The organism is Streptomyces sp. NPDC057445 (assembly GCF_042802855.1).
GTDB lineage: Bacteria > Actinomycetota > Actinomycetes > Streptomycetales > Streptomycetaceae > Streptomyces.
Genome location: NZ_JBHVDH010000003.1, coordinates 426,845 through 453,427 on the forward strand (window position 1 = coordinate 426,845; position 26,583 = coordinate 453,427).

Consider the following 26,583-nt stretch of genomic DNA (forward strand, 5'->3'; position numbering starts at 1 on the left):
CACCCTAGCGTCGTCGTCATGAATCAGCAGGGGGTGCGCTGGACGGCGGAACAGGTGCTGGCTCTGGCTCCTGACGCCTCGTCGCGCAAGGCGGGAAGCAAACTGGGGACGGCCGGACCGTGGTCGGGCGCGGGCAGCGACGGTTCGGGAGCCGTCTGGGGTCTGTGCAAGGGCAGCGGCAGCAAGCCCTACCAGACGATCGTGGACACGACGGGTCCCGCGTACAAGTGCAGTTGCCCGAGCCGCAAGTTCCCGTGCAAGCACGCGCTCGGGCTGCTGCTGCTCTGGGCGGGCGACGAAGAGACGGTCCGGGACGCCGAGGTGCCGGACTGGGCCGGTGAGTGGCTGGCGGGGCGCCGCAAGCGCGCTGCGGAGAAGGGGGAGCAGGGCGCGGGTGCGGGGCAGTCGGCGAAGCCCGCCGATCCGGAGGCCGCCAGGCGCAGGGCCGAGCGCAGAGCCGACCGGATCACTGCGGGCGCGACGGAGCTGGAGCAGCGCCTGGCCGATCTGCTGCGCGGTGGCCTGGCCTCGGCGGAACAGGCGGGGTACGGGCTGTGGGAGGAAACGGCCGCGCGCATGGTCGACGCACAGGCACCCGGACTGGCCGGACGGGTGCGCGAGTTGGGGGCGATACCTGGATCCGGGCCGGGCTGGCCGGTGCGGCTGCTGGAGGAGTGCGCGCTGGTGCACCTCCTCGACCAGGCCTGGCTCGACCGCAAGCGGCTGCCGGAACCACTGGCCGCGACCGTGCGGACGAGGGTCGGACTGACCGCCCCTGCCGAAGGTCCCGCGGTCCGGGACGAATGGCTGGTGCTCGCGCAGTACGACACGACTGACGGCAAGATCACCACGCGCCGTGCGTGGCTCCACGGGCGCGGCAGCGGGCGGACCGCTCTGCTCCTCTCCTTCGGCGCCGCCGGACGGGCACCGCAACTGGCCCTGCCCGCAGGACTGGTGATCGACGCCGAGCTCGTGCCGTACGCGGGTGCGGGACAACTGCGGGCCGACCTGACCCGGCAGTTCGGTGCCCCGGTCCCCATCAAGGAGCCGCCGCCGGGCGGTTCCGTGGCCGATGCCCTGTCCACCTACGGAGCGGCGCTGTGCGAGGACCCGTGGCTGGACTCCTGGCCGGTCACGCTGTCCGGGGTCATACCGGTCCCGGCGGACGACGGTTGGCAACTGGCCGACCCGGACGGGAAGTCCGCACTGCCGGTGGCGCCCGCCGCGCTGTCGCGGCCCGGGCTGTGGAAGCTCGCCGCGCTGTCCGGAGGCGGACCGGTCACCGTGTTCGGCGAGTTCGGGCACCGGGGTTTCGCGCCGCTGGCCGCGTGGTCCGACGCGACCGCCGAGACGGTCGCCCTCACCTGAACGTCCGCACGTACGACGGAGGACCCGATGACCAGCACCACCAGCACGACCGCCTGGGAAGAGCTCGTCACCTCGGCGCTGCTCGGCACCGAGCGGCGGACCCCGGCCGCAGACGTCCCGGCCCCCGGCAAGGAGGCACCGGTCGCACTGCTGGACGCGGCCGCGCTGCACACCGTGCGACGGCGGGCGGGGCTGCGGCCTGCAGCGGCCAGGCCACTGCCCGAGCCCGCACCCCACGACTCCAGGCCCGAACTGCCCGAGCCCGCCCGGCGACGGCTCGCCCAGCTGCTCGCCGACCGTGCCGCGCCCGCGGGATCCGGCGGCCGCCGCGGCACGGCACCGGACCTGACGGAGCTGCTGCCGCAGTGGCTGACCGCCGCCAACGAGCACGGCTACCGTGCGCCTGCCTCCGTTCTGCCGGCCCTGCTCGACGCGGCGCGCGCCCGCACCGATCTGCGGCCCCTGGCCCTGCGTTTCGCCGGACCCCGCGGACTGCGGCTCGCCCGGCTCAACGCGGACTGGAAGTTCGCGCTGCGCGGGACCTGGGGGTCTTCCCGGACCGGAGGCCCTGGAGGAGGGTCGGTGCTGCCCGCCCCGGAGGACGCGGAGGCCGTTCGGCAGCTGTGGGAAGAGGGCCTCTTCGCCGAGCGCGTGTCCCTGCTTGCCTCCGTACGGGCGCACGACCCGGCGGCGGCGCTGGCCCTGCTGTCCGCGACCTGGTCGACCGAACGGGCCGAGGACCGGCTCATGTTCCTGGACTCGCTGCGCACGGGACTGTCCGACGCTGACGAGCCGTTCCTGGAGCAGGCGCTCTCCGACCGCAGCCGGAATGTGCGCGCGACCGCGGCCGAGCTGCTGTCCGCTCTGCCGCGGTCCGCGCTCGCCGCGCGCATGGCGGCGCGTGCGGCCACCTGCGTAGGCCCGGACCGGACGGACGGTGCGGCGGGGATCGTCGTGGAGGCGCCGCACGAATGCGATGCGGACATGCAGAGGGACGGCGTGGTGCCGACCCCGCCGTCCGCCCGGGGCCAACGCTCCTGGTGGCTGGGACAGTTGGTCGAGTCCGCACCGTTGTCCATCTGGCCGGAACGGCTCGGGGGGCGTACGGCGGAGGAGATCGTCGCCCTGCCCGTCGCCGACGACTGGGGCGACGAGCTGCATGCCGCGTGGTGCCGGGCTGCGGTGCGGCAGCGGGACCCTGAATGGGCCCGCGCCCTCCTCGGCGCGCCCGCGGCGCCGCCTTCGACCGGGCCCGGCACGTCATCGCTGGCGGAGCGGGCGAAGCTGCTGGAGACCCTGTCGGAGGAGGAACGGGCGGGATGGGTCGCGGCGTTCATATCCGCGCACGGCTTGTCGGAGGCCTTCCAGCTGCTCGGCGTCTGCACCGTGCCCTGGGCCGAACCACTCGGGCGCGCGGTGGTGGACGCGCTCGACATCGCCCGCGACGGCGGCAGCTATCCGTGGAGCTTCAGCGGCGTGATGGGCCTCGCCGAGCGCTGCCTCGACCCTGCGGAGGCCTCCCGCCTGGAGCTCCTGACGGCGACACCGGACGAGGCGGAGGGGGCGTCGCCGGGGGCGGGCGGCTACTGGTCGGAGGCCTTCCAGCGCCTCGTCTCCACGTTGCGGCTGCGTGCGGCGATGCACTCGGAACTTGCCCCCACGGGGTCGCTTGCGCGGGCGTGAGTGGGTGTCGTGGTGGGGCGGGTCCGCGTGTGCGGGCGGTGCGGGGTGTGGTTGTCGTGGTTGGCCGGTGCGGGTCCGCTGCGCGGTGCGCGGTGCTGCGCTTGCGGTTCGGGTGTGGTTGTCGTGGTTGGCCGGTGCGGGCCGCTGCACGGTGCCGGTGTGGTTGTCGGGGTTGGCCGGTGCGGGTCCGCTGCGCGGTGCGGGTGCGGGGTGTGGTTGTCGTGGTTTGCCGGTGCCGTGATGTTGGCCGGTGTGTCCGTCCTCAAACGCCGGACGGGCTCAGGTGGTCGGGGTCGGCCCGGACCGGGTCGCATGGCGTTGGTGTCCGTTCCGGGGCTCCCATCCGGGACGGCATGATTTACGGCGCACTGACCGGCACCACAGTCGCAACGCCCGCGCCGCGCCACAAATCACGCTTTAGTGTCCCGGACACGACCCCTCCACGGCCCCCCTCGTGGCCGGGGGTGGTGGGCCGATCGCCGTGGTCGGGTGAACCACCCTCCGGGCGGCAGTCGGCAACGCTGCCGGGGCGGGGCCGTGCAGGGTCGGCCCCGCAGGGGACGGCGGGACTACTGGTTGCCTGCGAGGTGGGCGGTACGCCGCCGTCCCCGAGGAGTCGAGCCCGGAGGGGCCCCGCCCCACCACCCACAGCCTGTTGGGGGTCCCCCCGGACGAAGTCTGGGGGAGTTTGAGGACGGACACCCCGGCCGCCGTCACGGACCCGGCCAACCCCGTACACCCAGCCCGTCCGGCGTTTGAGGACGGACACCCCGGCCAACAAAACGGCACCGGCCAACCACGACAACCGAACCGCCCACGCCAGCGACCGGCACAGGCCAACCACGCCAACCGCACCCGCACCCGCACCGCGCCGCGCAGCGGACCCGTACCGCCCGGCCCCGAACCCCCGCCGGAGGCGCTACGCGTCGGCGGGCTGGCGGACGTTCGCGTTGACCCAGTCGACGATGGACGTCGTCGTGGCGCCCGGCGTGAAGATCTCGGCGACACCCTTCTGCTTGAGCGGAGGGATGTCCTCCTCCGGGATGATGCCGCCGCCGAAGACCTTGATGTCCTCGGCATCGCGCTCCTTCAGAAGCTCGATGACCTTGGCGAAGAGCGTGTTGTGGGCGCCGGAGAGGATGGAGAGGCCGATCGCGTCGGCGTCCTCCTGGATCGCGGTGTCCACGATCTGCTCGGGGGTCTGGTGCAGCCCGGTGTAGATGACCTCCATACCGGCGTCCCGCAGCGCCCGCGCGATGACCTTCGCGCCGCGATCGTGGCCGTCGAGACCCGGCTTGGCCACCACCACGCGGATCGGACCGGTCACACCCATCACTGCCTCCAGATACCGACTGCGCCGTCATTGGCACGGACCCCGCACCGCAAAAGGCCGGGGAGGTGAACGAACGTTATCTACAGCATCCCGCAACCGCCCGTTTCACGGCGAGCAGGGAGGGGGAAATCACACGTGGGACATGTTCGCTACGCGTCGTACCCGAATCCGGCGCCACACAGTCGTACGTGACACCAGCCGCGTCGGGCACGGGACGAGCGCAAGGGGAGCCGCTACACGGTCGCCGCATCACCGTGCCGCCAGCCGCGCGGCACGGCGGTGCGGCCCGTCAGCAGCCCCATGAGGGCATACGGGGGACGGAGCCGTCGACCCGTGCGCCATTCGGAGGTCGGCCATGGGGTTCGTTCCGCCGCCGCTCTTGCGGATACGACTGTCACTGGCGCTCCTGCGCGCCACCGCCCTGGAGCTGGCGATCCTCGCCGGGCACCTGCTCCTCTATCCGTCGGGGATCACCTCGGAGCGCCACGGCCCGACCGGGCCCGGCACCGCCCGGTCCGCCGACACCTCCGGCCACCCCGGGACCTCGGTCCTGCCGGTCCAGGAGCAGTCGCATCCTCCGGTCGTCCTCCTCCACGGCTTCATCGACAACCGCTCCGTCTTCGTCCTCCTCCGCCGCTCCCTCGCGCGCAACGGCTGGCGTCATATCGAGTCGCTCAACTACTCACCGCTCACCTGTGACATACGGACGGCCGCGGAGCTGCTCGGCCGCCACATCGACGAGATCTGTGCCCGCACCGGCCATCACGAGGTCGACATCGTCGGGCACAGCCTCGGCGGTCTGATCGCCCGCTACTACGTCCAGCGGCTGGGCGGGGACCGCCGCGTCCGGGTGCTCGTCACCCTCGGCACCCCCCACTCGGGCACCGACGTCGCCCCGCTCGCGAGCGCTCACCCCATCGTGCGCCAGATCCGCCCCGGCTCCGCCGTGCTGGAGGAGATGCGACTGCCTGCCCCGGGATGTCGGACGCGGTTCGTCAGCTTCTGGAGCGATCTCGACCAGCTGATGATCCCGCTCGAATCGGCTTGCATCGACCACCCGGATCTTCTCGTGCGGAACGTCCATGTGAGCGGAATCGGTCATCTCGCCCTGCCCGTGCACCCCGCCGTCGCGGCAAGCATCCGCGAGGCGCTCGAGGCATCGGAGTCGGAGGCCCTGACGTCCGGAGTGGTGTCGGTCGCCTGAGGCCGCGAACCTTAACCAATGTCGAACAATCTTCGAACGTAAGGCCAAGGCTCTGCCTGCAGTCCGCCGAAAGACGGCCGAATGCCCGTTTCCCGCCTAGGCAAAACCTGCGGAAGATTGTCGGCGTCGCATACCGCCGGGTACAGTCGCGCCCACTGCGTTCCTCGGGACCCCCCGTAGCGGGTTGCCCGAACCCTGGTCCTGCTGCCGAGGCGAGAGAGAAGTTGGTGAACGACCAGCACCCCGACGCCGGGTACGCCCCCTACGCCGCCGGCAGCTTCGACACCGACCCGCTCTTCGGCGCCCTTCCCGGCAGTTACGACTACGACACCGGGTACAGCGGGCAGTACGACGCGACTCAGTGGCAGTCCGCGACGACGGGTTACGACGCCTACGCCACGCAGGGCCACCAGCAGCAGTACGACGCCACCGGTCAGTGGGACGCCAACGCCTGGAACCAGACGGGGCAGTTCGAGACCGCCGCAGCCACCTTCGCCTATGACGCGACGGGCCAGTGGCCCGCAGCCGGCGGATACGGCACGGCGTACGAAACCGGCACATATGACGCGACCGCCTGGAACTCGGGCACCGAGGCCACCGCCGAACAGGCCACCGACGCCTACCAGGCGCAGTACACGGAGCACACCGAGTACACGGAACACAGCGAGTACGCGGGTCACACCGAGTACGCCGGCTACTACGCCGAGCACAACCCGATCCCGGAACAGTTCTCCCCCGAGGGCGAGTTCGAGGCTCAGCACGAAGACGCTTCCGCCGTCGAACCCGGACCCGAGCTCGAGCACAGCAACGATCCGGCGCCCGGCCCCGAGGCCGAGCAGGACCACGATCACGAGCCCGCCGGCTACGACGACCACGAGTACGAGGGCTACGACGAGACCGAACTCGTCGCCGCCGCGGCCACCGTCACCGCCCCGGTCGTCCCCGCCCGGCCCGTGCGCCGCGCGGGCGGAAGCCGCGGCCGTCGCCGTACCCCCGCCAAGCGTTCGGCCATGCTCACCGTCGCCGTGCCCTCCGCCTGTGTCATGGGCGTCGCCGGTGTCGCGGCGGCCTCGGTCGGCGGGCTCACCGGGGGCGACGAGACGAAGAGCGACAAGACCGCCGTCACCGCGGCCGATCCGGCGTCCGTCAAGCCCGTCGCCGCGAACAGCAAGCTCGACACCCAACTTGCCGCGCTGAGCGCCGATGCCCGCGATTTCGGCGACCGTGCCAGCCGCACCCAGGAGCGGATCGACCTCAAGGCGCGCCAGGACGCCGACCGCAAGAAGCGCGAGGCGGAGGCGGCTCGCCGCGAGGCGCTCCGCCCCAAGTTCGCCCTGCCCGTCAGCCAGCACGGGCTCAGCGCCTACTTCGGCCAGGCCGGCGTCAACTGGATGTCCATGCACACCGGTATCGACTTCCCCGTCTCGTACGGCACTCCGGTGATGGCGGCGACGGACGGCACCGTGCGCACCCAGTGGAACAGCGCGTACGGCAACATGGCGATCGTCACCGCCGCCGACGGCACGGAGACCTGGTACTGCCACCTCAGCAGCACCAAGATCCGCTCGGGCTCGGTCAAGGCCGGCGAAGTCATCGCGTACTCCGGCAACTCGGGCAACTCCACCGGCCCGCATCTGCACTTCGAGGTGCGGCCGGGAGCCGGGTCCGCGATCGACCCGCTCTCGTGGCTGCGCAGCCACGGCCTCAGCCCGTCCTAGGGCCTCTCGTTCGGGATCCTGCCGGGGTCGCGTGCCCTGGCGCCGCATCTGGTGGCTGCGTCGTCGTCGGTCGCCGACGTCCCCCGGCCACCGCCGGGAGGCGCCCCACCGCACGGGATCCTTCCTCCGCCTTGCGATGCCTGCCGCCGGACCCCGCTGACCGATCCGGCCTGATCCGAACAACAGACCCTGGACCGGCCCGCGTCCTTCATGTTCCGCTTGCCGTGACCCGCCGCGGCTCTGTCCCGGCTACAGCTTCTGGACCGGTGCGTACCGCAGCAGCAGCCGCTTGGGCTTCGCGTCCCCGAAGTCGATCGTGGCCTGCGCGTCCGAGCCCGAACCGGTCACCGCCATCACGGTCCCGAGCCCGAACTGGTCGTGCGTGACCCGGTCACCGACCGCCAGCGCGATCACCGGCTTGTCGGTCGTACGCCGCGTCGCGAAGCCCGAAGGGCCGGAACGCGAACGCGACGACGACAGGGAGGACGTGATCCCTGCGGTCGGCCCGGCGGGAGCCGCCATCGGTCCCGTCCGCTTCCACTGCAGATGCGCGTCGGGGATCTCCTCGAGGAACCGCGACGGCGGGTTGTAGGCGGGCTGGCCCCAGGCGCTCCGCATCGACGAACGCGTCAGATAGAGCCGCTCGCGGGCGCGCGTGATGCCCACGTACGCCAGTCGGCGCTCCTCCTCCAGTTCCTTGGTCTGGCCGAGCGCCCTCATGTGCGGGAAGACGCCGTCCTCCATGCCCGTGAGGAACACGACCGGGAACTCCAGGCCCTTGGCCGTGTGCAGCGTCATGAGGGTGATGACGCCGCTGCCTTCCTCGTCCTCGTCCGGGATCTGGTCGGAGTCGGCCACCAGCGCGACCTGCTCGAGGAACTCGGCGAGCGTGCCCGAGCCATCCTCCGCACCGCGCTCCTGCTCGAACTCGAGCGCGACGGCGGCAAGCTCCTGAAGGTTCTCGATGCGTGTCTCGTCCTGCGGGTCGGTCGACGCCTGCAACTCGGCGAGGTACCCCGTGCGTTCGAGCACGGCTTCCAGGACGGTGGCCGGACCGGCGCCCGACTCCACGATCGTGCCGAGCTCCTCCATCAGCGTGTTGAAGCGCTTGACGGCGTTGGCCGACCGGGCCGCCATCCCGTACGCCTCGTCCACCCGCCGCAGCGCCTGCGGGAAGGTGATCTTCTCGCGCAGCGCAAGCGCGTCGATCATCGCTTCGGCGCGGTCGCCGATGCCGCGCTTGGGGACGTTGAGGATGCGGCGCAGTGGGACGTTGTCCTCGGGGTTGGCCAGAACGCGCAGGTAGGCAAGCACATCGCGGACTTCCTTGCGCTCGTAGAAGCGCACGCCGCCGACGACCTTGTAGGGCAGGCCGACCCGGATGAAGATCTCTTCGAAGACACGGGACTGTGCGTTCGTCCGGTAGAAGACGGCGACGTCACCGGCCTTGGCGTGGCCCGCGTCCGTCAGCCGGTCGATCTCGTCGGCGACGAACTGGGCCTCGTCGTGCTCGGTGTCCGCGACATAGCCGGTGATCTGCGAACCCGCGCCCGCGTTCGTCCACAGGTTCTTGGGGCGACGGCTCTCGTTGCGCTCGATGACGGCGTTGGCCGCGGAGAGGATCGTCTGGGTGGAGCGGTAGTTCTGCTCCAGCAGGATCGTGGTGGCGTCCGGGTAGTCCTCCTCGAACTGGAGGATGTTACGGATCGTGGCGCCGCGGAAGGCGTAGATCGACTGGTCGGCGTCACCCACGACGCACAGCTCTGCCGGGGCCAGATCCTCGTATCCCGTGCCGACCAGCTCGCGCACCAGCGTGTACTGGGCGTGGTTGGTGTCCTGGTACTCGTCGACCAGGACGTGGCGGAACCGGCGCCGGTAGTGCTCGGCGACGTCCGGGAACGCCTGGAGCAGATGGACGGTGGTCATGATGATGTCGTCGAAGTCCAGCGCGTTGGCCTCGCGCAGCCGCGCCTGGTACATCCGGTAGGCCTCGGCGAGGGTCTTCTCGAAACCTCCCCCCGAGCCTCCGTCCTGGGAGGTACCCCCGGCCTGGTCGGCGAAGGCCTCCTCGTCGATCAGCTCGTTCTTCAGGTTCGAGATCTTGGCGCTGAAGGACTTCGGCGGGAACTTCTTCGGGTCGAGGTCCAGATCACGGCAGACCAGCGCCATCAGCCGCTTCGAGTCGGCGGCGTCGTAGATCGAGAACGACGACGTGAAGCCGAGCTTCTTGCTCTCCCGGCGCAGGATCCGCACGCAGGCGCTGTGGAAGGTGGAGACCCACATGGCGTTGGCGCGCGGGCCGACGAGGTGCTCGACGCGCTCCTTCATCTCGCCCGCGGCCTTGTTCGTGAACGTGATCGCCAGTATCTGGCCGGGGTGGACACGGCGGGTCCCCAGCAGATGGGCGATCCGGTGGGTCAGCACCCGGGTCTTGCCGGAACCGGCACCGGCCACGATCAGCAGCGGGGAGCCGGTGTGCACGACGGCGGCGCGCTGCTGCTCGTTCAGCCCGTCGAGCAGCGCGGCCGGGTCCACGGCAGGGCGCGGCGCGCCGTCGCGGTAGTGCACGTCCCGCGCCGGAGGCACGTCGAACCTGCCCTCGAAGAGGTCGTGCGGGACCTCCTCGTGGGGTCCGTGGTCGTCATGCTCACCGTGCTCGGGCGGCGGGGGCTCCTCCGAGGCCGAGGTGCGCTGGAGGTCCGCCAGGAAGCTGTCGTCAAAGAGGCTGCTCATCGCTCTACGAGTCTAGGCCGCCGGACCGACAGCCCGCCTCCGCCTTCCACCACAACCCGCCAATCACCATCCGTAGCATGAAAGTCACGACAGGTAAAGGTCACGGAAATGTATCGGGCATATCGCACATCGACCTTCACAGGAGCACCACGATTTGGCTAGCGTGCTCGCCCAGGCAGCCCGTCCCCTCATCGGCGACCAACGCCAATCGGGCAGCCACGCCGAATCCGGGCATTCCGCAAGGAAGTTCGGAACCGGGGACCCACCATGCACAACTGGGGTGAATCGGGCCAAGCTCAACTCGGCCCGTAGGACAGCCTTCCGATCCGTCCGAACCCGACAGCTAACCCGGTAGGCGGTCCACGGAAGGAGATGCCGGCCTTGGCGTCGCATCGCAAGACGCAGCCCCGTACGCGTCCACGTACGAAATCCCCCGCCGTCGGGTTCACGACGGCAGCCCTCGCGGGCGTCACCCTGCTCTCTACCCAGAGCGCCCAGGCCGAACCCCGGCCGAGTGTCGAAGAGGTCCAGAAGAAGGTCGACGACCTCTACCGGCAGGCGGGCACCGCGACCCAGCAGTACAACCAGGCGAAAGAGGACACCGCCGAGCAGCGCCGCGAGGTGGGCCGGCTCCTCGACAATGCCGCCGAGCGCACGGAGTCCCTGAACGAGGCCCGCCGCGAGCTCGGTTCGTACGCGGCCGCCCAGTACCGCACCGGTGCCGTCACGCCGACCGCCGCGCTGCTCCTCGCCGACAGCCCCCAGGACTACTTCGACCAGACCCGCCTGATGGACCGGCTCTCCGACGAACAGCGCGGCGCCGTCGCCGACTTCGAGGAGCAGCAGGCCTCGGCGGCGAAGCAGCGCGCGAAGGCGACCCGGAGCCTGGAGACGCTGACCGCTTCGCAGCAGTCGCTGCGCACCACCAAGGAGACGGTCCAGCGCAAGCTCGCCGAGGCACGGACGCTCCTGTCGAAGCTGACGGCGGAGGAGAAGGCACGGCTGGAAGCGCTGGAGCGCCAACGCGAGGAAGCGGCCCGCCGCAAAGCGGAGGCCAAGGCCAAGGCCGAGGCGGAGCGCCGCGCGAGGGAGCAGGAGCAGCAGCAGGAGCAGGAGCAGGGCACGGCCCCCGGTGCGGAGACGGGGACGGGGTCCGGCACTTCGAGCGGGACATACGCCGCCAAGGCCGAGAAGGTGCTCTCCTTCGCCCGCACCCAGATCGGCAAGCCGTACGTCTGGGGCGCGACCGGGCCCAGCTCCTACGACTGCTCCGGCCTCACCCTGGCCGCCTGGAAGGCCGCAGGGGTCGATCTGCCCCGCACCACCTGGGACCAGGTCAAGGTCGGTCAGCGCGTGGCGACGAAGGATCTCCTCCCCGGTGATCTGGTCTTCTTCTACGACGACATCAGCCACGTCGGCATCTACATCGGCGACGGCAAAATGATCCACGCCCCGAAGCCGGGTGCGAACGTCCGCGAGGAGTCGATCTACTACATGCCGATCTACGGGAGCGTCCGCCCCGCCTAGACCGCCGGCTGCCGCTGCCGCTGCCGCCGCACCCTGCTGTACTCGCGCCGCAACCGGCCTCCGACCGGGGAGAGTTGCGGCGCGATGCGGACGGCCCCCGGAAGGGGAACCTGATCGGTCGCCAGGCCTGCCGGCCGGATCACGTCCAGAGCGTCGCGATGAAGATGTTGACCACCGTCAGGCCGCCCACCGCGCCGAACACCGCCTTGTCCACCTTCTCCTCGTCCCGCTTGACGTAGACCAGGGCGAGGATCACCACCAGCACCGCGAGCTTGATGCCGACCTTGAGGTTGTTCACCGACTGGTCGTCCGCCTCGTTGAGCCCCACCAGCGCAACGCCCGTGACCAGCATCGTCAGCGCGCCGTGCAGCATCGCCGGCGTGAACCGCGCCGTCCCACGGCCCATCGCCTTCATCTGCGTCAGGAAGCCGCCGAGCAGCGCCGCGATACCGATGATGTGCAGGGCGACGAAGACATTGATGAGTACGTCCATGGCACCGGAGCCTAGCCCGAGCGATCCAAAAGCGACCCGGCCGGTCCGACTCTCGCCAATACCGGTCATGACACCTCCCTGGCACATACCGGAGGCCTAGCGTCCTCCCCCAGGTGGCCGACTCCCACCGCCGCCACATGTCCGGGGCGGCGCACTGTCGGCCGCCGCGCCGGCGGACCCGGCGGCGGGCCGTTTCCCCTGTGCGGCCCGCCGCCGATCCGCTCGGCATGAACTGCCGGACTCCGGAAGGACTGGCCCTCGTGGCAGCGCACCGCAAACCCAAGCAGCGCCCGCTCTCCGGCTCTGCTGCCCGTACCGCGCTCACCCTGGCGCTGACCGGTGCCGCGACAAGCACCCTCTTCGACGGCTCAGGGCACGCCGAGCCCGGCCTCACACCCGAGCAGCTGAAGGCGAAGGCCGACAAGCTGTACCAGGAGGCGGAAGAGGCCACCGAGAAGTACAACGGCGCGAAGGAGGCGGCCGGCCGGGCCCGTGATTCGCTGGACAGGCTGAGGGACGAGGCCGCGCGGCGTACGGAGCGGCTCAACGCCTCCCGCAACGCACTCGGCTCGATCGCCACCGCGCAGTACCGGGCGGGCGGCCTCGACCCGGCCGTACAGCTCGCGCTCTCCTCCGACCCCGACGGATATCTGGCCGGGGCGGAACTGGCCGAGCGTGCCGGGGCGCGGCAGACCGCGGCGATCACCGGAATGCGGAAGCAGGCGCGGGAGATGGCCCAGCTGCGGGCGGAGGCGGACGAGCGGCTGGCCGAGCTGACGGCGCGCCGGGCGGAGCTGGCACTGCACCGGACGACGGTACGGAAGAGGCTCGCGGCCGCGCAGTCGGTGCTGGCCCGGATGACGGCCGAGCAGCGCGCCGCGTACGCGGGCGGGGACGGGACGGGAGGCCCCTCTCGGGCCGACCGTGACACCGCCCGTACCGGCGTGACAGATGGAGGACCGGCCGCCGCCACCAACCCCCGTGCCGCCCAAGCCGTCGCCTACGCCTACGGCGCGCTCGGGAAGCCCTACGTCTGGGGCGCGACCGGCCCCTCCGCGTACGACTGCTCGGGGCTCACCCAGGCCGCCTGGCGTTCCGCGGGCGTGTCCCTGCCCCGCACGACGTACACCCAGATCAACGCGGGCCGCAGTGTTCCCCGCTCCCAGCTGGTGCCCGGGGACCTGATCTTCTTCTACTCCGGGATCTCGCACGTGGGGCTCTACATCGGCGGCGGACAGATGATCCACGCCCCGCGCCCGGGTGCGCCCGTCCGGATCGCGCCGATCGACCAGATGCCGTTCGCGGGCGCGACCCGGCCGGTGTAGCCGTCCGGCAGCCCCGGGGCCCGGCCCGGCCCGGGCACGATCAGTGGCCCGCGGACGCCGACGTGGTGGGGGCTCCGTCGGCGGCGACCTGGCGGGACAGCCAGCGGAAGACGTCCGGGATCTGGCGGCTCCACCCCTCGGTGTCATGAGGGCCGCCGACCTCGACGACATCGACGGTGGCCGGCGGCCTGGCCACGGCGCGCAGCGCGAGGCCCGCCTCGAAACCGTCACCCTTCGCCCCGGAGACGTAGAGCGCCGTGCGGGGGGCGACGGGAGCGGCCTCCAGGATGCTGAGCGGGTTGTTGGCGCGGCGCAGCTCGGGGTCGAAGGCGGCGATGGAGGCCTTCTCGGCCGCCGGGTCGTTGTAGCCGGACAGACTCACTCCGGCCCGGTAGCGGTCCGGGTGTGCGACGGCGAGCTTCGCCGCGCAGTGGCCGCCCGCCGAGTAGCCCGCGACCGCCCAGCCGCCGGGCCGCCGCGAGGCGCGGAAGCTGTCCATGACCGCCTTGCGGACGTCGACGCTGAGCCAGCTGTCGGCGTTGATCCTTCCCGGCGCGTTGGCGCAGCCCGTGTCCATCCCGCCCAGCAGCGTGGTGCGCGGGGAGACCAGGATGAACGGCGCCACCTCGCCCCGCTGCATCAGGGGCTTCAGCTGTTCCTGCACCCTGAGCGAGGTGAACCAGGCCCGGGACGAGCCGGGGTAGCCGGGCAGCAGCTCGACGACGGGGAACCTCGTGTTCCGGTAGGCCGGGTCGTTGTACTGCGGCGGCAGCCACACGTACACCTCGCCCCGCACACCGGAGATCTGCCCGTCGAACTCGGTGACCCGCACATCCGGCCCCACGTTCGGGTCGTCCGCGGGCTTGAAGGTCTGCTTCGAGGACGGCAGATCGGTGAAACGCAGCCCGGCCATGCCGTCCCGGCCGAGGTCGACCGCGGCCGTGACATGGTCGCCCGTGCCGAGCAGATCGTCCCAACTGCCGTAGAGACCGTTGCTGTTGTTCACGGCGACGAAGACCACCAGCAGTGCGGTCGCCTGGGCGAGTCCGACCATCAGCAGCCGGACGGCCCCCCGCACGAGAGCCGGCCCGCGCACCTTGCTCCACAGCGCCAGCGGAAGCACCACGGCGGCGGCGGCCAGCACGATCGCGGTCACGAAGAAGGGAGTCCCGGTCAAGCTCATCACGGACAGTCAGAGGGGAAAGGCACCGGGCCGGTTGCCGCCGCCGTGTACCGGCTGCATCACAAATGAGCCTCAAACATCACGGAACGCCGCCCGTGGCCGACGGAGCATCAGACAGTGGGGGCATCAGACGAGCCGACGGGCCGTCGCCCACCTCGTCAGCTCGTGCCGGTTCGAGAGCTGCAGCTTCCTCAGCACGGCCGACACATGCGACTCGACCGTCTTCACGGAGATGAAGAGCTGCTTCGCGATCTCCTTGTAGGCGTACCCGCGCGCGATCAGCCGCAGCACCTCGCGCTCCCGCTGGGTGAGCCGGTCGAGGTCCTCGTCGACCGGCGGCGCGTCCGTCGACGCGAACGCGTCCAGCACGAAACCCGCGAGCCGCGGCGAGAACACCGCGTCCCCGTCCTGCACCCGGAAGATCGAATCCACCAGATCGCTGCCGGTGATCGTCTTGGTGACGTAGCCGCGGGCGCCGCCACGGATCACCCCGATCACGTCCTCCGCCGCGTCCGACACCGACAGTGCGAGGAAGCGCACGGGGCGCTCCGCCGTCCCCATCAGGCTCGCGCAGCGCCGCAGCACCTCGACCCCGCCGCCGCCCGGGAGATGGACGTCGAGAAGCACCACCTCGGGACGTGTGGCCGTGATGACGGTGACCGCCTGGTCGACATCGGCCGCCTCGCCGACCACCTCGACGCCCGTCACCTCCGTGCGGCCGATCTCGGCCTGCACCCCGGCCCGGAACATGCGGTGGTCGTCGACGAGCACGACCCGTACGCGACGCTCCGTGGTCCCCTCGTTTGCGTCGGTCTGCTCGGTCATCCGTCCGCCCTCTCCATCTCAAGTTCCACTTCCGTGCCCCCGCCGGGTACGGAACGCAGCCGCGCCGTGCCGCCGTTGCGCTGCATACGCCCGATGATCGATTCTCTTACGCCCATGCGGTCCTCCGGTACCGCGTCGGGATCGAACCCCGGCCCCCGGTCCCGTACGGAGACGAATACGGTACGGCCCTCGACCTCCGCGTACACCTGCACCGGACCGCCCTCGCCACCGTACTTCGCGGCGTTGACCATCGCCTCGCGCGCGGCCTGCATCTGCGCGGTCAGCTTCTCGTCGAGGGGGCAGTCGCCGACCACCACGACCTCGAGCGGGACGCCGTGCTTGTCCTCCACCTCCGCCGCGGCCTTCTTCACCGCGTCGGCGAGGGTGGTGGGCTCCTCGGCCTCCTCCTTGCCGGTGCCCTCCGGCCTGTACAGCCAGTTGCGCAGCTCGCGCTCCTGGGCGCGGGCGAGCCTGCGGACCTCGCCCGCGTCGTCCGCGTTCCGCTGTATCAGGGTGAGCGTGTGCAGCACGGAGTCGTGCACATGGGCGGCGACCTCGGCCCGCTCCTGGGCGCGGATGCGCATCAGGCGCTCCGCGGACAGGTCCTGGGTCATCCGCACCAGCCAGGGGCCGACGAGCAGACCGACACCGCCGATCACCGCGATGGCCGCCGTCAGTACGTTGCCGAGCTGGGCGGCCGAGCCACGCACGACCACGAAGACGGTCAGGCCCATGCCGACCAGGGCGACGCCCGCGAGTCCGCGCGCGAGCTGCAGCAGGCGCCGGCGACGGCCGTCACCCGTCCACTGGGCCCGGCGGGCGTTGTCCGCCTGGCGCCAGACCAGGACGAGGCCCGTGCCGATCAGCAGCACCGGCCAGATGTAGCGGTTGGCGGGACCGCCCATGTCGACGTTGCCGACGAACACGACCGCGCCGATCAGCAGCGCGAGCAGCGCGAAGAGCTGGCCCTTGTCGGGCTTGCGCAGCCGCCGTCTGCCGTCGGGCGTGGTCTCGAACACGGACTTCGGCGCGACGGACCTGCCACCCACGCCGAGCGGTACGACGATCCAGAACACCGCGTACAGCAGCGCACCGAGCCCGTCCGCCATGAAGAGGCCCAGGAACACCAGGCGGACCCAGATGACGGGAAGTCCGAGATGTCCGGCGAGGCCACGTGCGACACCACCCAGCCACCGCCCGTCGGCGCTGCGGTACAGCTTGCGGGCGGGCGGCTCTTCGGTTTCCGGCAGGCGGGTGGCGGCGGCTGGCATGCCCCGATCGTCACACGCCCGTAGGGGCCCGGACATCAGGGCCGTCCCTGAGAGCGACCCTGAACCTGCGGGTGCGGTCCGTCCCCCGGGTCGAACCCCGGTCCGAACCTGGGTCCGAACCCCGGTCCGAACCCCGGGACGAATATCAGGGAAGGGCCAGGGTCGGGGTGGCTGCCGCCGGGCTCCGCGGCCGGTCACCATGGAGTCATGACTCAGCCGACCGCGCCGACCGCGCCCCCGCCGCAGGAGCAGCAGCCCGGGCCTGCCCAGCTGCGACGTACCCCGCGGCAGAAGGTCCTGGCCGGTGTGTGCGGGGGACTCGGCCGGTACTGCGACATCGACCCGGTGGTCTTCCGGATAACCATCGGCGTGCTCGCGGTGACCGGCGGCATCGGTCTGATCTTCTACGGCTTCGCGTGGCTGCTCATCCCACTCGAGGGGGATGACGAGAACGAGGTACGGCGGGCACTGTCCGGCCGCGTCGACGGCGCCTCACTGGTGGCCGTACTGATGGCGCTGCTCGGCTGCGCCCTGTTCCTGTCGATGCTCGGCAACGACAGCATGCTCGCCTTCGCCGCGATGCTGTCGCTGGCCGTGACGGGCGCAGCCGTTTGGTCGCAGCGACGCACGCTGGCAGCGCCCGAAGGCGGCCCGCTCGATCCGGCGACCGCGCACGCCGTGGCTGAGGCACCTCCGGAGACCAAGGCGCCGCCGACTCCCGGCAGCCCGTCCTGGTGGCGCGACCCCATCATCAAGGACGGTACGACGGGCCCGGTGGCCGGCGGCTATCTGTGGGGACCTGCCGACGCGGTGGTGAGTGACGGCGGCCTGCCGCAGAGCCGCGGCACGGACCGGGCACGCACGGACCGGGATCCCTCTCCCGCCCCCGGCCCTCGGGCACCGCGCGGACCTCGCGGCATCGGGGGGCTCGTCTTCCTGCTCGCCCTGGTCGCCGGCGGCCTGGGCACCGGGCTGAGCTGGAACGGGCAGCCGCTCGGCACCAGCCTGCAGACCGGTCTGGCCTGCGCCCTTGCGGTGTTCGGGCTGGGCCTCCTGATGAGCAGCTTTCTGGGGCGTACGGGCGGGGGCACGGTCCTGATGACCATGATCACGGCCCTGCTGCTGGCCGGCGCGTCCGCGCTGCCGAAGGAGATCACCACGGAGTGGATGCGCACGCAATGGCGGCCGGCCACGGCGGCGGGCGTCGCGCCGCACTACGAGCTCGGCACGGGCGTCGCCACCCTCGACCTGAGCCGTATCTCGGTCCCGGCCGGGTCGGCCGTCAGCACCGCGGCCGATGTCGGCGCGGGACAGCTGAAGGTGATCGTGCCGAAGGATGTGACGGTGAAGCTCACCGCCGACGTCGGCGTCGGCGACATCCGGCTGCCCGGCGACCGGCCCGCCGAGGTGGACATCGCCCCCGCCCGGCAGCGTACGCAGACGCTCGCCCCGCCCAAAGGCGTCCCGCCGACGGGCACGATAGCTCTCGACCTGCAGGTCGGGCTCGGACAGGTGGAGGTCACCCGTGCTGCTTCATGAGTTCCGGCCGGCCCGGCTGATCGCGGGTACGGCCGCCCTGGCCGCCGCCGCGGCCTGCCTCGGGGACGCGGCGGGCTCCTGGGACACCGAGTGGTTCGTGGCCCTCCCGGTCGTCTTCGGCGGCCTGTTCCTGGCCGGCGCCGTGGCCTTCGTGCACTACCGGATCCGGCGGCGCCGCGCGGCGAGGGCCGCGTCGGCCGAGAGCACCGGCGCACCGGCCAGCACCAGCGGCAGCCAGGCCATGAGATAGATGAGGTCGTTGCCGTAGTAGTACGGGGTGGTGGCCCAGCTCACCGTCAGCCACAGGCTGAGCGAGATCAGCGCCCCGCCGAACGCCGCGAGCCGCGCCAGCAGCCCGAAGAGCGTGCCGATGCCCACGGCCAGCTCGCCGAGGGCGATGCCGTACGCGAACCCTTCGGGGTTCTTCAGCGCGACGTCGATGAGCCAGGGAACCGCGGACGTGCCCCGCACCGCTTTCATCAGATCTCCGACGGACCCGGGCCCGCTCGCCGAGATGAAAGCGTTGTCGGTGAGCTTGTCGAGTCCGGCGTAGATGAAGGTCACACCGAGGAAGATCCGCAACGGCAGCAGCGCGAACCGCTGCGCGGTCTCCCTCCAGCCGCCCGCGCCGCCTGCCCGTCGTTCGTCGATCATCGATCCGTACGTCATGGTCGCCGCCGTCCGGTCCATGTGCGCCATCGTCGCCTCCGCGTCATACCGGCTGGAACGATTCTCCCCACGCTTTCCGCAGATGACTACGTCCAGGACGGCCGTACGGCTCAGCCGATGACGCCCGGGCCGGTGACGCCGCGTGGTGGTGCGTCAGGGTGAGGCGCACGGGAGCGCCGCACAACGGGCCGCACGACGACGCCTCATGCCGAGCCGGTCAGTCCGTGACCTCGATCGTCACCCGGTTCGACTCGGAGCCCGCAGCCGTCACCACCTGCACATCGACCCGGCCGGGTTCGACCTCGACCGGGACCGGGACCGTGACGCTCGTGTCGGTGGGGTTGGTGAAACCGCCGGGGACGGGGACCAGCGGGACATGGACATGGACCGGTCCGATCCGGACGGTCATACGGGCCAGTCGGTCGGGCGAGCCCGCGCCCGGGGGCACGAAACCGGCGCCGCGGATCTCGATGTCGTCACCGGTCCTGATCGGGCCGTCCAGGTCACCGGGCTCACGAGCACGGACGACGGACAGGACGACCGGTCTGCCGCCCTCCGCGTACTTCCCGGCGAGATAGACGGCGGCGGAGACGACGACGAGGGCGGCCAGGCCCCAGGGCAGTCGTGGCAGTTCGCCCGGGCCCCGGACGAGGAGGACCGCCGCGTAGGTCAGCGCGGAGATGCTGACGAGAACGTACTGCGCGTCGGTGAAGCTTCCGCGCCCGGCGTCGTCGCACAGCAGATCGGCGGGGTGCGGACGGTCGGCCTGCACCTTCTGGAGGCGCTGGGAGAGGATGCGCACGGTCACGACGCGGCGTACGACGACGGCGATCAGGCAGGTGACGGCGACGACGGTCACCAGGGAGGCGCCGTGGGCGAGCCCGAGTCCGTCAGCGAGCCCTTGGCGGAGGCCGTCGCCGCGGTCCGCTCCGGATGCCGGGACGGCCATGCGGAACGCCAGGAACAGTACGGCGTGGGCAGCGAAGAGGACCCACGCGGCGGCGACCGCCCGCGAGGTCGACAGCCGGTTGTCCTCGCCGACCACCGGCGCGAGCAGGCCGCCGTGCTCACGGTGCAGCCTGGCGGCGCCGGTGAGCAGTGCGGCGAGAGCGGCCGCGGTGGCCAGGCCCGCCGTACGGGAGGCGGTCCAGCCCGGTCCGACGGCGGTCACGGCCTGAGCGACGAGGACCAGGGCGACCCACCCCCACAAGACAAGGAGGGTGCGCCGCCAGACACGGATGAGCCAGGCCTCGCCCGCGGCGCGGCTTCGTTCGGCGACGGCGCGGGCCGACTCGGTCAGCTCGTCCGAGATCCACCGGCGGGAGCCGCCTTCGGAGTAGGCGACCTGCAGGGGCAGCCCCAGGCCCGAAGCCAGCTCGTCCCGCCGGGCCCCGAACTCGGCGACCGCCCGCCTATGCCCCTCCCGCGCGCCGTGCGGACAGTCGCCGCAGATGCAGCCGCCGCCGTGCACGCCCTGTCCCGCTTCCTGCAGCGCCACGGCGACGAGCCTTCCCCTGGGAGCAACAACCTTGCAATTCCAAGGAATTGTGCCGCACGGACGGGCCCTCGGACGCACCATCAAGGTCGTGAGAGGGTGATTGGCCAATGATCAAATTGACGTACTACGACATGAGTTCGGGCTCGGACGCGGCGATCCGTCGCCACAGCGGCTGGTAGTTGATCCAGGCGACGAGGTCGCTGCCGAGCCGCTCGCGCGTGGCCACCGCGTCCCTGTGCTCGATGAGCACCGGTTTGCCGGCCGCCCGCGCAGCCAGCTGGACCCGTGCGCAGCGTTCCATGGCGATGAACCACCAGGCCGCCGCGTCGACCGAATCACCCACGGTCAGCAGTCCGTGGTTGCGCAGGACGATGCCCTTGTGCCCGCCGAGCGCGGCGGCGATGCGCCGGCCCTCGTCCGCGTCCACGACGACGCCCGTGTACGCGTCGTAGAGCGCGTGGTCCTCGTAGAAAGCGCAGGCCTCCTGGGTGATCGGGTCGAGCAGCTCGCCGAGAGCGGACAGCGCGCCCCCGTGCACGGAGTGGGTGTGTGCGACGGCGACGGCCCCTGGCCTGGCCCGGTGCACCTCGGCGTGTACGGCGAACGCGGCCTGGTTGACGTGCCGGCCACCCTCGACGACCTGCCCGTCGCCGTTGACCAGGACCAGCGCGCTCGCGGTCATGGAGGCGAAGGGCTCCCCGAACGGATTGACCCAGTAGCAGTCCTCGAACTCCGGGTCCCGCGCGGTGATGTGCCCGGAGACCCCCTCCTCGTACCCGAACCGCCCGAACAGCCGCAGCGCGCCGGCGACGCGCTGCTTGCGATACTCCCGCTCCTCGGCCGGGGACTCGTGCTCGGGAGGCATCGCGAAGTGCAGCTGTTCCACGGGGACCGGCCGCGGCGCCTGAGTGTCCGTCATGGCGCGGAAGGTACCTCCAGGTGGCCCAACTGGCCATAAGTACGGCGCGCCTTGATCCGGCTGCCGCGACAATGTGCGCATGACCGAACCGACATCACCGCTTGTCGCTCTTCTCGGCCTCGAACGCCACATCGAAGGCGGCTGGTTCCGGCAGACCTGGCGGACGGAGGGCTCGACCACCCCGCCCGGCTATCCCGGCCCCCGCGCGTACGCCACCGGGATCTACTTCCTGTTGCATCCCGGCGAGTCCTCGCGCTGGCACCGCGTCCGCTCCGACGAACTCTGGCTCTGGCATCGCGGCGGCCCGCTCCGGCTGCACCTGGGCGGCACCGGCGAGAAGCCGGACGACGCCACGACGTCGGTCCTGGGCCCGGCCGTCGAGTCCGGGGAACAGCCCCAGCTGCTGGTCCCGGCGGGCGCCTGGCAGTCCGCGGAGCCCGCGGGGGACGAGCCGGTTCTGGTGACCTGCATCGTCGCGCCGGGGTTCCACTTCGAGGACTTCACCATGGACGAGGACTGACCGGAGCGGCCCCGCTGACCGCGACCGGCCTCAGAGCTTGTCGATCTCCGCGAGATCGATGTCGATGCCGAAGGGGACGGAGACCTTGAGCCGGTCGCGGAAGGTGCCTCCGGGCACGTAGACGCGCGACTCCTTGTCGAGTTCGAAGACATGGACCACCGGCTGCTCATCACCGGCCATCTCGACGCGCCAGAAGTAAGGGATACCGGCGCCCGCGTACTTGTGCGGCTTGGTGTCGGTGTCGCGCGCCTCGGAGTCCGGGGAGACCACCTCGACCGCCAGGAGCACGTCTCTCACCTGGAAGTACGTCTGCTCTCGGCTACGCGCAGCGGCAGCACGGACGACCGACACATCCGGCTCCGGGCCGTTGCGCTTGTCGAGCACGACGGTCATCTCCCGGCGGACCTTCAGCTCGGGCGGCACCGTGCTGCGCAGCCCGTTCACCAACAGGTCGATCGCAATGCTGTGGAAATCCCGCTGCGGACTCACGAAGACCAGGCTCCCGTCGATCAGCTCGGTGTGCGGCGGGAGGTCGGGCAGGGTGAGAAGGTCGTCCACGGTGTAGCCCTCTCGCGGCGGCACCGGCCAGTGCTGCGAGATCTCTGCGCTCATGAGTGCTCCCATGGACGTGATTCTGGTCCGTACGATCAGCCTACCCACCGTGAACGACGACGCCGCCGCCCAAACGAATGAGCGACGGCGTCGGCGTTGACCTGCGAGGTGGGGTCACTCCCACTCGATGGTGCCCGGCGGCTTCGACGTCACGTCGAGGACCACGCGGTTGACGTCCGCGACCTCGTTGGTGATGCGGGTGGAGATCTTCGCCAGCACCTCGTACGGCATCCGCGTCCAGTCGGCCGTCATGGCGTCCTCGGAAGAGACGGGCCGGAGCACGATCGGGTGCCCGTACGTACGCCCGTCACCCTGGACGCCGACCGACCGCACATCGGCGAGCAGGACCACGGGGCACTGCCAGATGTCACGGTCGAGACCGGCGGTGGTCAGCTCCTCGCGGGCGATCGCGTCGGCCTCGCGCAGCAGGTCGAGGCGCTCACGCGTGACCTCGCCGACGATACGGATGCCGAGACCCGGGCCCGGGAACGGCTGCCGGTGGACGATCTCGTCCGGCAGGCCGAGCTCCTGGCCGACCATCCGGACCTCGTCCTTGAACAGCTGGCGCAGCGGCTCGATGAGCTCGAACTCGAGGTCCTCCGGGAGGCCGCCGACGTTGTGGTGCGACTTGATGTTCGCGGTGCCGGTGCCGCCGCCGGACTCGACCACGTCCGGGTAGAGCGTGCCCTGCACCAGGAACTGGACCGGCTGCTCGCCGTGCGCGCCCGCCTCTGCGACGATCTCGGCCTGGGCCTGCTCGAAGACCCGGATGAACTCCCGGCCGATGATCTTGCGCTTCTCCTCGGGGTCGGAAACCCCGGCGAGCGCGTTCAGGAAGCGCTCCTGGGCGTCGACGACCTTCAGCGAGACGCCGGTCGCGGCGACGAAGTCCTTCTCGACCTGCTCGGTCTCGCCCTTGCGCATCAGGCCGTGGTCGACGTACACGCAGGTCAGCTGGGAGCCGATGGCCTTCTGGACGAGAGCGGCCGCGACCGCCGAGTCGACACCGCCGGACAGACCGCAGATCGCGCGCTTGGCGCCGACCTGCTCGCGGATCAGCGCGATCTGCTCCTCGACGACGTTGTGCGTCGTCCAGGTCGGCTCGATGCCGGCGCCCCGGTACAGGAAGTGCTCCAGGACCTGCTGGCCGTAGGTCGAGTGCATGACCTCGGGGTGGTACTGCACGCCGTACAGCTTCTTCTCGTCGTTCTCGAAGGCCGCGACCGGCACGACGTCCGTGGACGCGGTGACGGTGAATCCCTCGGGCGCGGCGGAGCAGGCGTCGCCGTGGGACATCCACACCGGCTGCTCGGCCGGGGTGCCCTCGAAGAGGGTCGATCCGTTCTTGCTGACGTGCAGCCCGGTGCGGCCGTACTCACGCGCGCCGGAGTTGTCGACGGTGCCGCCGAGGGTCTGCGCCATGAGCTGGAAGCCGTAGCACATGCCGAAGAGGGGGACCCCGGCCTCGAAGATCGCGCGGTCGAGGCGGGGGGCGCCCTCCTCGTACACGGACGACGGGCCACCGGAGAGGATGATCGCCGCCGGGTTCTTGGCCAGCATCTCCGCCACCGGCATGGTCGACGGGACGATCTCGCTGTAGACCCGGGCCTCGCGGACGCGGCGGGCGATGAGCTGGGCGTACTGGGCGCCGAAGTCGACAACGAGGACGACGTCGGGCGCGGCAGCTGGGGACGCTGAGGACACTACGGCGGCCTTCCGGCGGTGGTGGGAGGGGGTCTCTTGTTTGTCGATTCTACCGGCGCCCGGGGGCCTCTCTTCGTCTCACCATCCGAACCCGCGTTGGCCCCGCCTCAGCGGCAGGGCCATACTTGTCCTCATGCGCAAGCACTCGACCTTCGTCTTTACCTATGGCACCCGGCCCGCCGGCTGCCATGGTCGTGCTGCTTGAGCAACTGACAAGCGACTTCCCAGGCGCCCCGGGCCGACAAGGTCCGGGGCGCCTGTCGCATTCTCCGGGCCTTGCCGCTCCGGGGGGCCTCCGCCCAAGAGCCCCACGAGCCCACGACAGGAGCCCTCCCCATGGCCACCACCGGCAGCATCACCGACACCGGCGCCCGCACCGACGCGGCGGCAGCGCTCATCGGCGACGCCCGCGAGCGCATCGACTCCCTCGACGACCGCATCATCGGCCTGATCCAGGAACGTATGGCCGTATCGGCCGTCATTCAGGAGGCCCGGATCACCTCCGGCGGCCGCCGGGTGAACCTCTCGCGCGAGATGGAGATCCTCGGCCACTACAGGGACGCCCTGGGCAGGCCGGGCACCTCTCTGGCGATGACACTGCTGGAACTCTGCCGGGGCCGCATCTGACCGGCGTACGTGTGTACGGGGACGCTCTCACCCGTACGGCGCGTGACCGTACCCGACAGGGCTTCGTTGGTCCCGATGTCCGTGCCAGCCAGGGGCGGGCCCCTGAAGAAAGAACCACGCGTGGCTCCGCCGGGGCGTGTGACGTACCTCAGGTACGTCGTGGGACCTCGCTCCGGCGTGCGTGACCGGTCGGCAGGGGACAGCAGCCCGGTCACCCCAAAGCGGTCGGCTCCGGGGACGCCCGGGGCCGACCGCATCCGGTCCCTTCGGCCGCGCAGGCCGGGCTCGTCCGACCCATGTCTCCCGCAGGCCACAGCACACCAGCACCCCTGCCAGGCCCACCCCACACGCGGGCCTCGCGACCCGTACCAGCGGCGCACCCCCTCCCCCGGCGCCGCCCCTCGGCACCGGCGCTCCCCTGAACGCCGGTGCTGAACAGCCAAGAGCCCCGCGGACGGGATGTCCGCGGGGCTCTTGTCATATGCACAGGGCATGTGACCGAGGCCACATAAAGATTCTGTGAGTGTAGGCACAACCTTTCGCGCAGGCCACATGTCATGCATGCGGAACCAACAGCCACACCCGTAACCCCCACGACCCGGGGATGGCCCCAGACTCCGTGCCGCGTGACGCGGTACGCCGGACTTCGCTGAGGTCTTCATGAAGCTTCGCCGCGCTATGGCTGTCGCCGCCGCGACCGCTGTCATAGCCCCCGCCGCCTTCCTGGCGGCGCCGGCCGCGTACGCGACCGACGGCACGAACAGCACGACCTCCGCCGGCACCACCGGCGAAACGAGCACCACCGGCACCACGGGCGAGACCGGTACGACCGGTACGACCGGCGAGACGGGCACCACGGGTGAAACCGGTACGACCGGTGAGACCGCCACCACCGGTGAAACCGGCACCACCGGTGAGACCGCCACCACGGGCGAGACCGGCACCACCGGCGAGGCCGCCACCACCGGTGAGACCGCCACCACCGGTGAGACGGGCACCACGGGTGAAACCGGTACGACCGGCGAGACCGGCACCACGGGTGAAACCGGGACGACCGGCGAGACCGGAACCACGGGCGAGACGGGCACCACCGGCGAGACCGGCGAGGAGCCGGGCGACGACGAGGACTGGTGCGAAGAGACCACCGTTGACGTCAGCCTCACCGGCTTCCCGAACAAGATCGTCGCGGGCAGCGGCTGGAAGCAGTTCAAGCTCAACGTCAAGAACACCGGCGACACGGACATCGAGCGCCTGGACACCTTCGCCTTCGCCTCGTACAAGAACGAGCTCGACGCCCGGCGCAACAAGCTGGTCGAGGAGTACGCGCACTTCGAGATGCGTGACCCGAAGACGGGTAAGTGGAGCAGCGACTTCGTGGAGGAGGGGCTGAACAACGGCTACTTCGAGGGCTACTTCGCGCTCGACGCCGGAAAGTCGGTCCCCATCGATCTGCGTCTCAAGATCGACAAGGGTGCTCCCTCGGGCAGTGCCGGCACCATCGTGATGGGTGCCGACTTCAGCGAGGAGAGCTCGGACTGCGCCTTCGACACCGAGGTGTACGAGTTCGAGGTCGTTGCCGCCGGCGGCAACCCCGGTGACGTCGAGGACTCCGAGCCCACCGGCGACAAGCCCAAGAACGACGTCAAGCCGCAGGGTGAGGCCAAGGAGATCCCCGTCACCGGCAACCTCGCCGAGACCGGTTCCTCCTCGGTGCTGCCGACCCTCGGGATCGCCGGTGGCATCGCCATCGTCGCCGGTGCCGGTGTCGTCTTCGCGATGAAGCGCCGCAAGGGCGACGCCACCGCGTAGCACACCGCACCACAGAGCAAGAG

General features: G+C 71.0%; 21 protein-coding genes and 1 riboswitch. Of the genes, 10 read left to right on the forward strand and 11 right to left on the reverse strand.

All coding sequences use genetic code 11. From position 1 onward, the window contains the following. The first annotated feature begins 18 nt into the window (after positions 1-18). Both ACFU5O_RS09885 and ACFU5O_RS09890 read left to right on the forward strand, forming a co-directional pair. A complete protein-coding gene (locus tag ACFU5O_RS09885; RefSeq protein WP_384238496.1) occupies positions 19-1,368 on the forward strand; it encodes an SWIM zinc finger family protein in 1,350 nt (449 codons plus the stop codon). A 27-nt stretch (positions 1,369-1,395) separates the two neighbouring features. After that, positions 1,396-3,051 carry a DUF5691 domain-containing protein gene (locus ACFU5O_RS09890; protein ID WP_384238498.1) on the forward strand — a complete coding sequence of 552 codons (1,656 nt, stop codon included), beginning with the start codon at positions 1,396-1,398 and terminating at the stop codon, positions 3,049-3,051. A 919-nt stretch (positions 3,052-3,970) separates the two neighbouring features. Here the strand turns inward: ACFU5O_RS09890 and ACFU5O_RS09895 are convergent. Next, positions 3,971-4,384 carry a cobalamin B12-binding domain-containing protein gene (locus ACFU5O_RS09895; RefSeq protein WP_384238499.1) on the reverse strand — a complete coding sequence of 138 codons (414 nt, stop codon included), beginning with the start codon at positions 4,382-4,384 and terminating at the stop codon, positions 3,971-3,973. Between the two features lie 355 nt (positions 4,385-4,739). On the opposite strand from ACFU5O_RS09895, the gene ACFU5O_RS09900 reads away from it, so the two are divergent. Both ACFU5O_RS09900 and ACFU5O_RS09905 read left to right on the forward strand, forming a co-directional pair. Then, positions 4,740-5,588, forward strand: coding sequence for an esterase/lipase family protein (locus ACFU5O_RS09900; protein WP_384238501.1), 849 nt, complete (start codon positions 4,740-4,742; stop codon positions 5,586-5,588). 227 nt (positions 5,589-5,815) lie between these two features. Next, positions 5,816-7,306 (forward strand): M23 family metallopeptidase, encoded by a 1,491-nt coding sequence (locus tag ACFU5O_RS09905; RefSeq protein WP_384238503.1) that lies wholly within the window; start codon positions 5,816-5,818, stop codon positions 7,304-7,306. A 249-nt stretch (positions 7,307-7,555) separates the two neighbouring features. On the opposite strand, the gene pcrA is transcribed toward ACFU5O_RS09905, so the two are convergent. Then, positions 7,556-10,039 (reverse strand): DNA helicase PcrA, encoded by a 2,484-nt coding sequence (gene pcrA / locus ACFU5O_RS09910; RefSeq protein WP_384238505.1) that lies wholly within the window; start codon positions 10,037-10,039, stop codon positions 7,556-7,558. A 209-nt stretch (positions 10,040-10,248) separates the two neighbouring features. Further along, positions 10,249-10,413, forward strand: a riboswitch (cyclic di-AMP (ydaO/yuaA leader). Between pcrA and ACFU5O_RS09915 the strand changes: the two genes are divergently transcribed. Then, complete coding sequence (locus ACFU5O_RS09915; protein ID WP_384238507.1) at positions 10,412-11,566, forward strand: NlpC/P60 family protein; 1,155 nt, start codon at positions 10,412-10,414, stop codon at positions 11,564-11,566. (Overlaps the previous riboswitch by 2 nt.) A 139-nt stretch (positions 11,567-11,705) precedes the next feature. Here the strand turns inward: ACFU5O_RS09915 and ACFU5O_RS09920 are convergent, their stop codons facing one another. Continuing rightward, positions 11,706-12,059 carry a hypothetical protein gene (locus ACFU5O_RS09920; RefSeq protein ID WP_384238509.1) on the reverse strand — a complete coding sequence of 118 codons (354 nt, stop codon included), beginning with the start codon at positions 12,057-12,059 and terminating at the stop codon, positions 11,706-11,708. A gap of 227 nt (positions 12,060-12,286) precedes the next feature. On the opposite strand from ACFU5O_RS09920, the gene ACFU5O_RS09925 reads away from it, so the two are divergent. Next, positions 12,287-13,384: an NlpC/P60 family protein gene (locus tag ACFU5O_RS09925; RefSeq protein WP_384238510.1), complete on the forward strand. Its 1,098-nt coding sequence runs from the start codon at positions 12,287-12,289 to the stop codon at positions 13,382-13,384. A gap of 40 nt (positions 13,385-13,424) precedes the next feature. Here ACFU5O_RS09925 and ACFU5O_RS09930 read toward each other — a convergent pair whose 3' ends face one another. The 3 genes from ACFU5O_RS09930 to ACFU5O_RS09940 form a co-directional block, all read right to left on the reverse strand. After that, positions 13,425-14,567 (reverse strand): alpha/beta hydrolase, encoded by a 1,143-nt coding sequence (locus ACFU5O_RS09930; protein ID WP_384238512.1) that lies wholly within the window; start codon positions 14,565-14,567, stop codon positions 13,425-13,427. Between the two features lie 126 nt (positions 14,568-14,693). After that, positions 14,694-15,392: a LuxR C-terminal-related transcriptional regulator gene (locus tag ACFU5O_RS09935; RefSeq protein ID WP_384238513.1), complete on the reverse strand. Its 699-nt coding sequence runs from the start codon at positions 15,390-15,392 to the stop codon at positions 14,694-14,696. Next, positions 15,389-16,663 (reverse strand): PspC domain-containing protein, encoded by a 1,275-nt coding sequence (locus tag ACFU5O_RS09940; protein ID WP_384238515.1) that lies wholly within the window; start codon positions 16,661-16,663, stop codon positions 15,389-15,391. The genes ACFU5O_RS09935 and ACFU5O_RS09940 overlap by 4 nt, the downstream gene beginning before the upstream one ends. Before the next feature lie 207 nt (positions 16,664-16,870). On the opposite strand from ACFU5O_RS09940, the gene ACFU5O_RS09945 reads away from it, so the two are divergent. Continuing rightward, the gene (locus ACFU5O_RS09945) at positions 16,871-18,202 is read left to right on the forward strand and encodes a PspC domain-containing protein (RefSeq protein ID WP_384238517.1); all 1,332 of its coding nucleotides are present in this window, start codon (positions 16,871-16,873) and stop codon (positions 18,200-18,202) included. A gap of 156 nt (positions 18,203-18,358) precedes the next feature. Here ACFU5O_RS09945 and ACFU5O_RS09950 read toward each other — a convergent pair whose 3' ends face one another. From ACFU5O_RS09950 to ACFU5O_RS09960, 3 genes are all read right to left on the reverse strand, one after another. Continuing rightward, positions 18,359-18,892, reverse strand: a complete 534-nt coding sequence (locus tag ACFU5O_RS09950; RefSeq protein WP_384238958.1) for a DoxX family protein — start codon at positions 18,890-18,892, stop codon at positions 18,359-18,361. Positions 18,893-19,088: 196 nt separating this feature from the next. Further along, positions 19,089-20,369, reverse strand: a complete 1,281-nt coding sequence (locus ACFU5O_RS09955) for a hypothetical protein (protein WP_384238519.1) — start codon at positions 20,367-20,369, stop codon at positions 19,089-19,091. A 124-nt stretch (positions 20,370-20,493) separates the two neighbouring features. Further along, entirely contained in the window at positions 20,494-21,288 is a 795-nt protein-coding gene (locus ACFU5O_RS09960; protein ID WP_384238521.1) for a class II aldolase/adducin family protein, read from the reverse strand. Positions 21,289-21,367: 79 nt separating this feature from the next. Here ACFU5O_RS09960 and ACFU5O_RS09965 point away from each other — a divergent pair, with 79 nt between their 5' ends. Next, the gene (locus tag ACFU5O_RS09965) at positions 21,368-21,808 is read left to right on the forward strand and encodes a cupin domain-containing protein (RefSeq protein WP_384238523.1); all 441 of its coding nucleotides are present in this window, start codon (positions 21,368-21,370) and stop codon (positions 21,806-21,808) included. Between the two features lie 30 nt (positions 21,809-21,838). Here ACFU5O_RS09965 and ACFU5O_RS09970 read toward each other — a convergent pair whose 3' ends face one another. Further along, positions 21,839-22,432 (reverse strand): Uma2 family endonuclease, encoded by a 594-nt coding sequence (locus ACFU5O_RS09970; protein WP_384238525.1) that lies wholly within the window; start codon positions 22,430-22,432, stop codon positions 21,839-21,841. Positions 22,433-22,534: 102 nt separating this feature from the next. After that, the gene (gene guaA / locus ACFU5O_RS09975) at positions 22,535-24,124 is read right to left on the reverse strand and encodes a glutamine-hydrolyzing GMP synthase (RefSeq protein ID WP_384238527.1); all 1,590 of its coding nucleotides are present in this window, start codon (positions 24,122-24,124) and stop codon (positions 22,535-22,537) included. A gap of 336 nt (positions 24,125-24,460) precedes the next feature. Between guaA and ACFU5O_RS09980 the strand changes: the two genes are divergently transcribed. Together ACFU5O_RS09980 and ACFU5O_RS09985 are read left to right on the forward strand one after the other, a co-directional pair. After that, positions 24,461-24,751, forward strand: coding sequence for a chorismate mutase (locus ACFU5O_RS09980; RefSeq protein WP_384238529.1), 291 nt, complete (start codon positions 24,461-24,463; stop codon positions 24,749-24,751). 660 nt (positions 24,752-25,411) lie between these two features. Next, complete coding sequence (locus ACFU5O_RS09985) at positions 25,412-26,560, forward strand: LPXTG cell wall anchor domain-containing protein (protein ID WP_384238531.1); 1,149 nt, start codon at positions 25,412-25,414, stop codon at positions 26,558-26,560. Positions 26,561-26,583 lie beyond the last annotated feature (23 nt).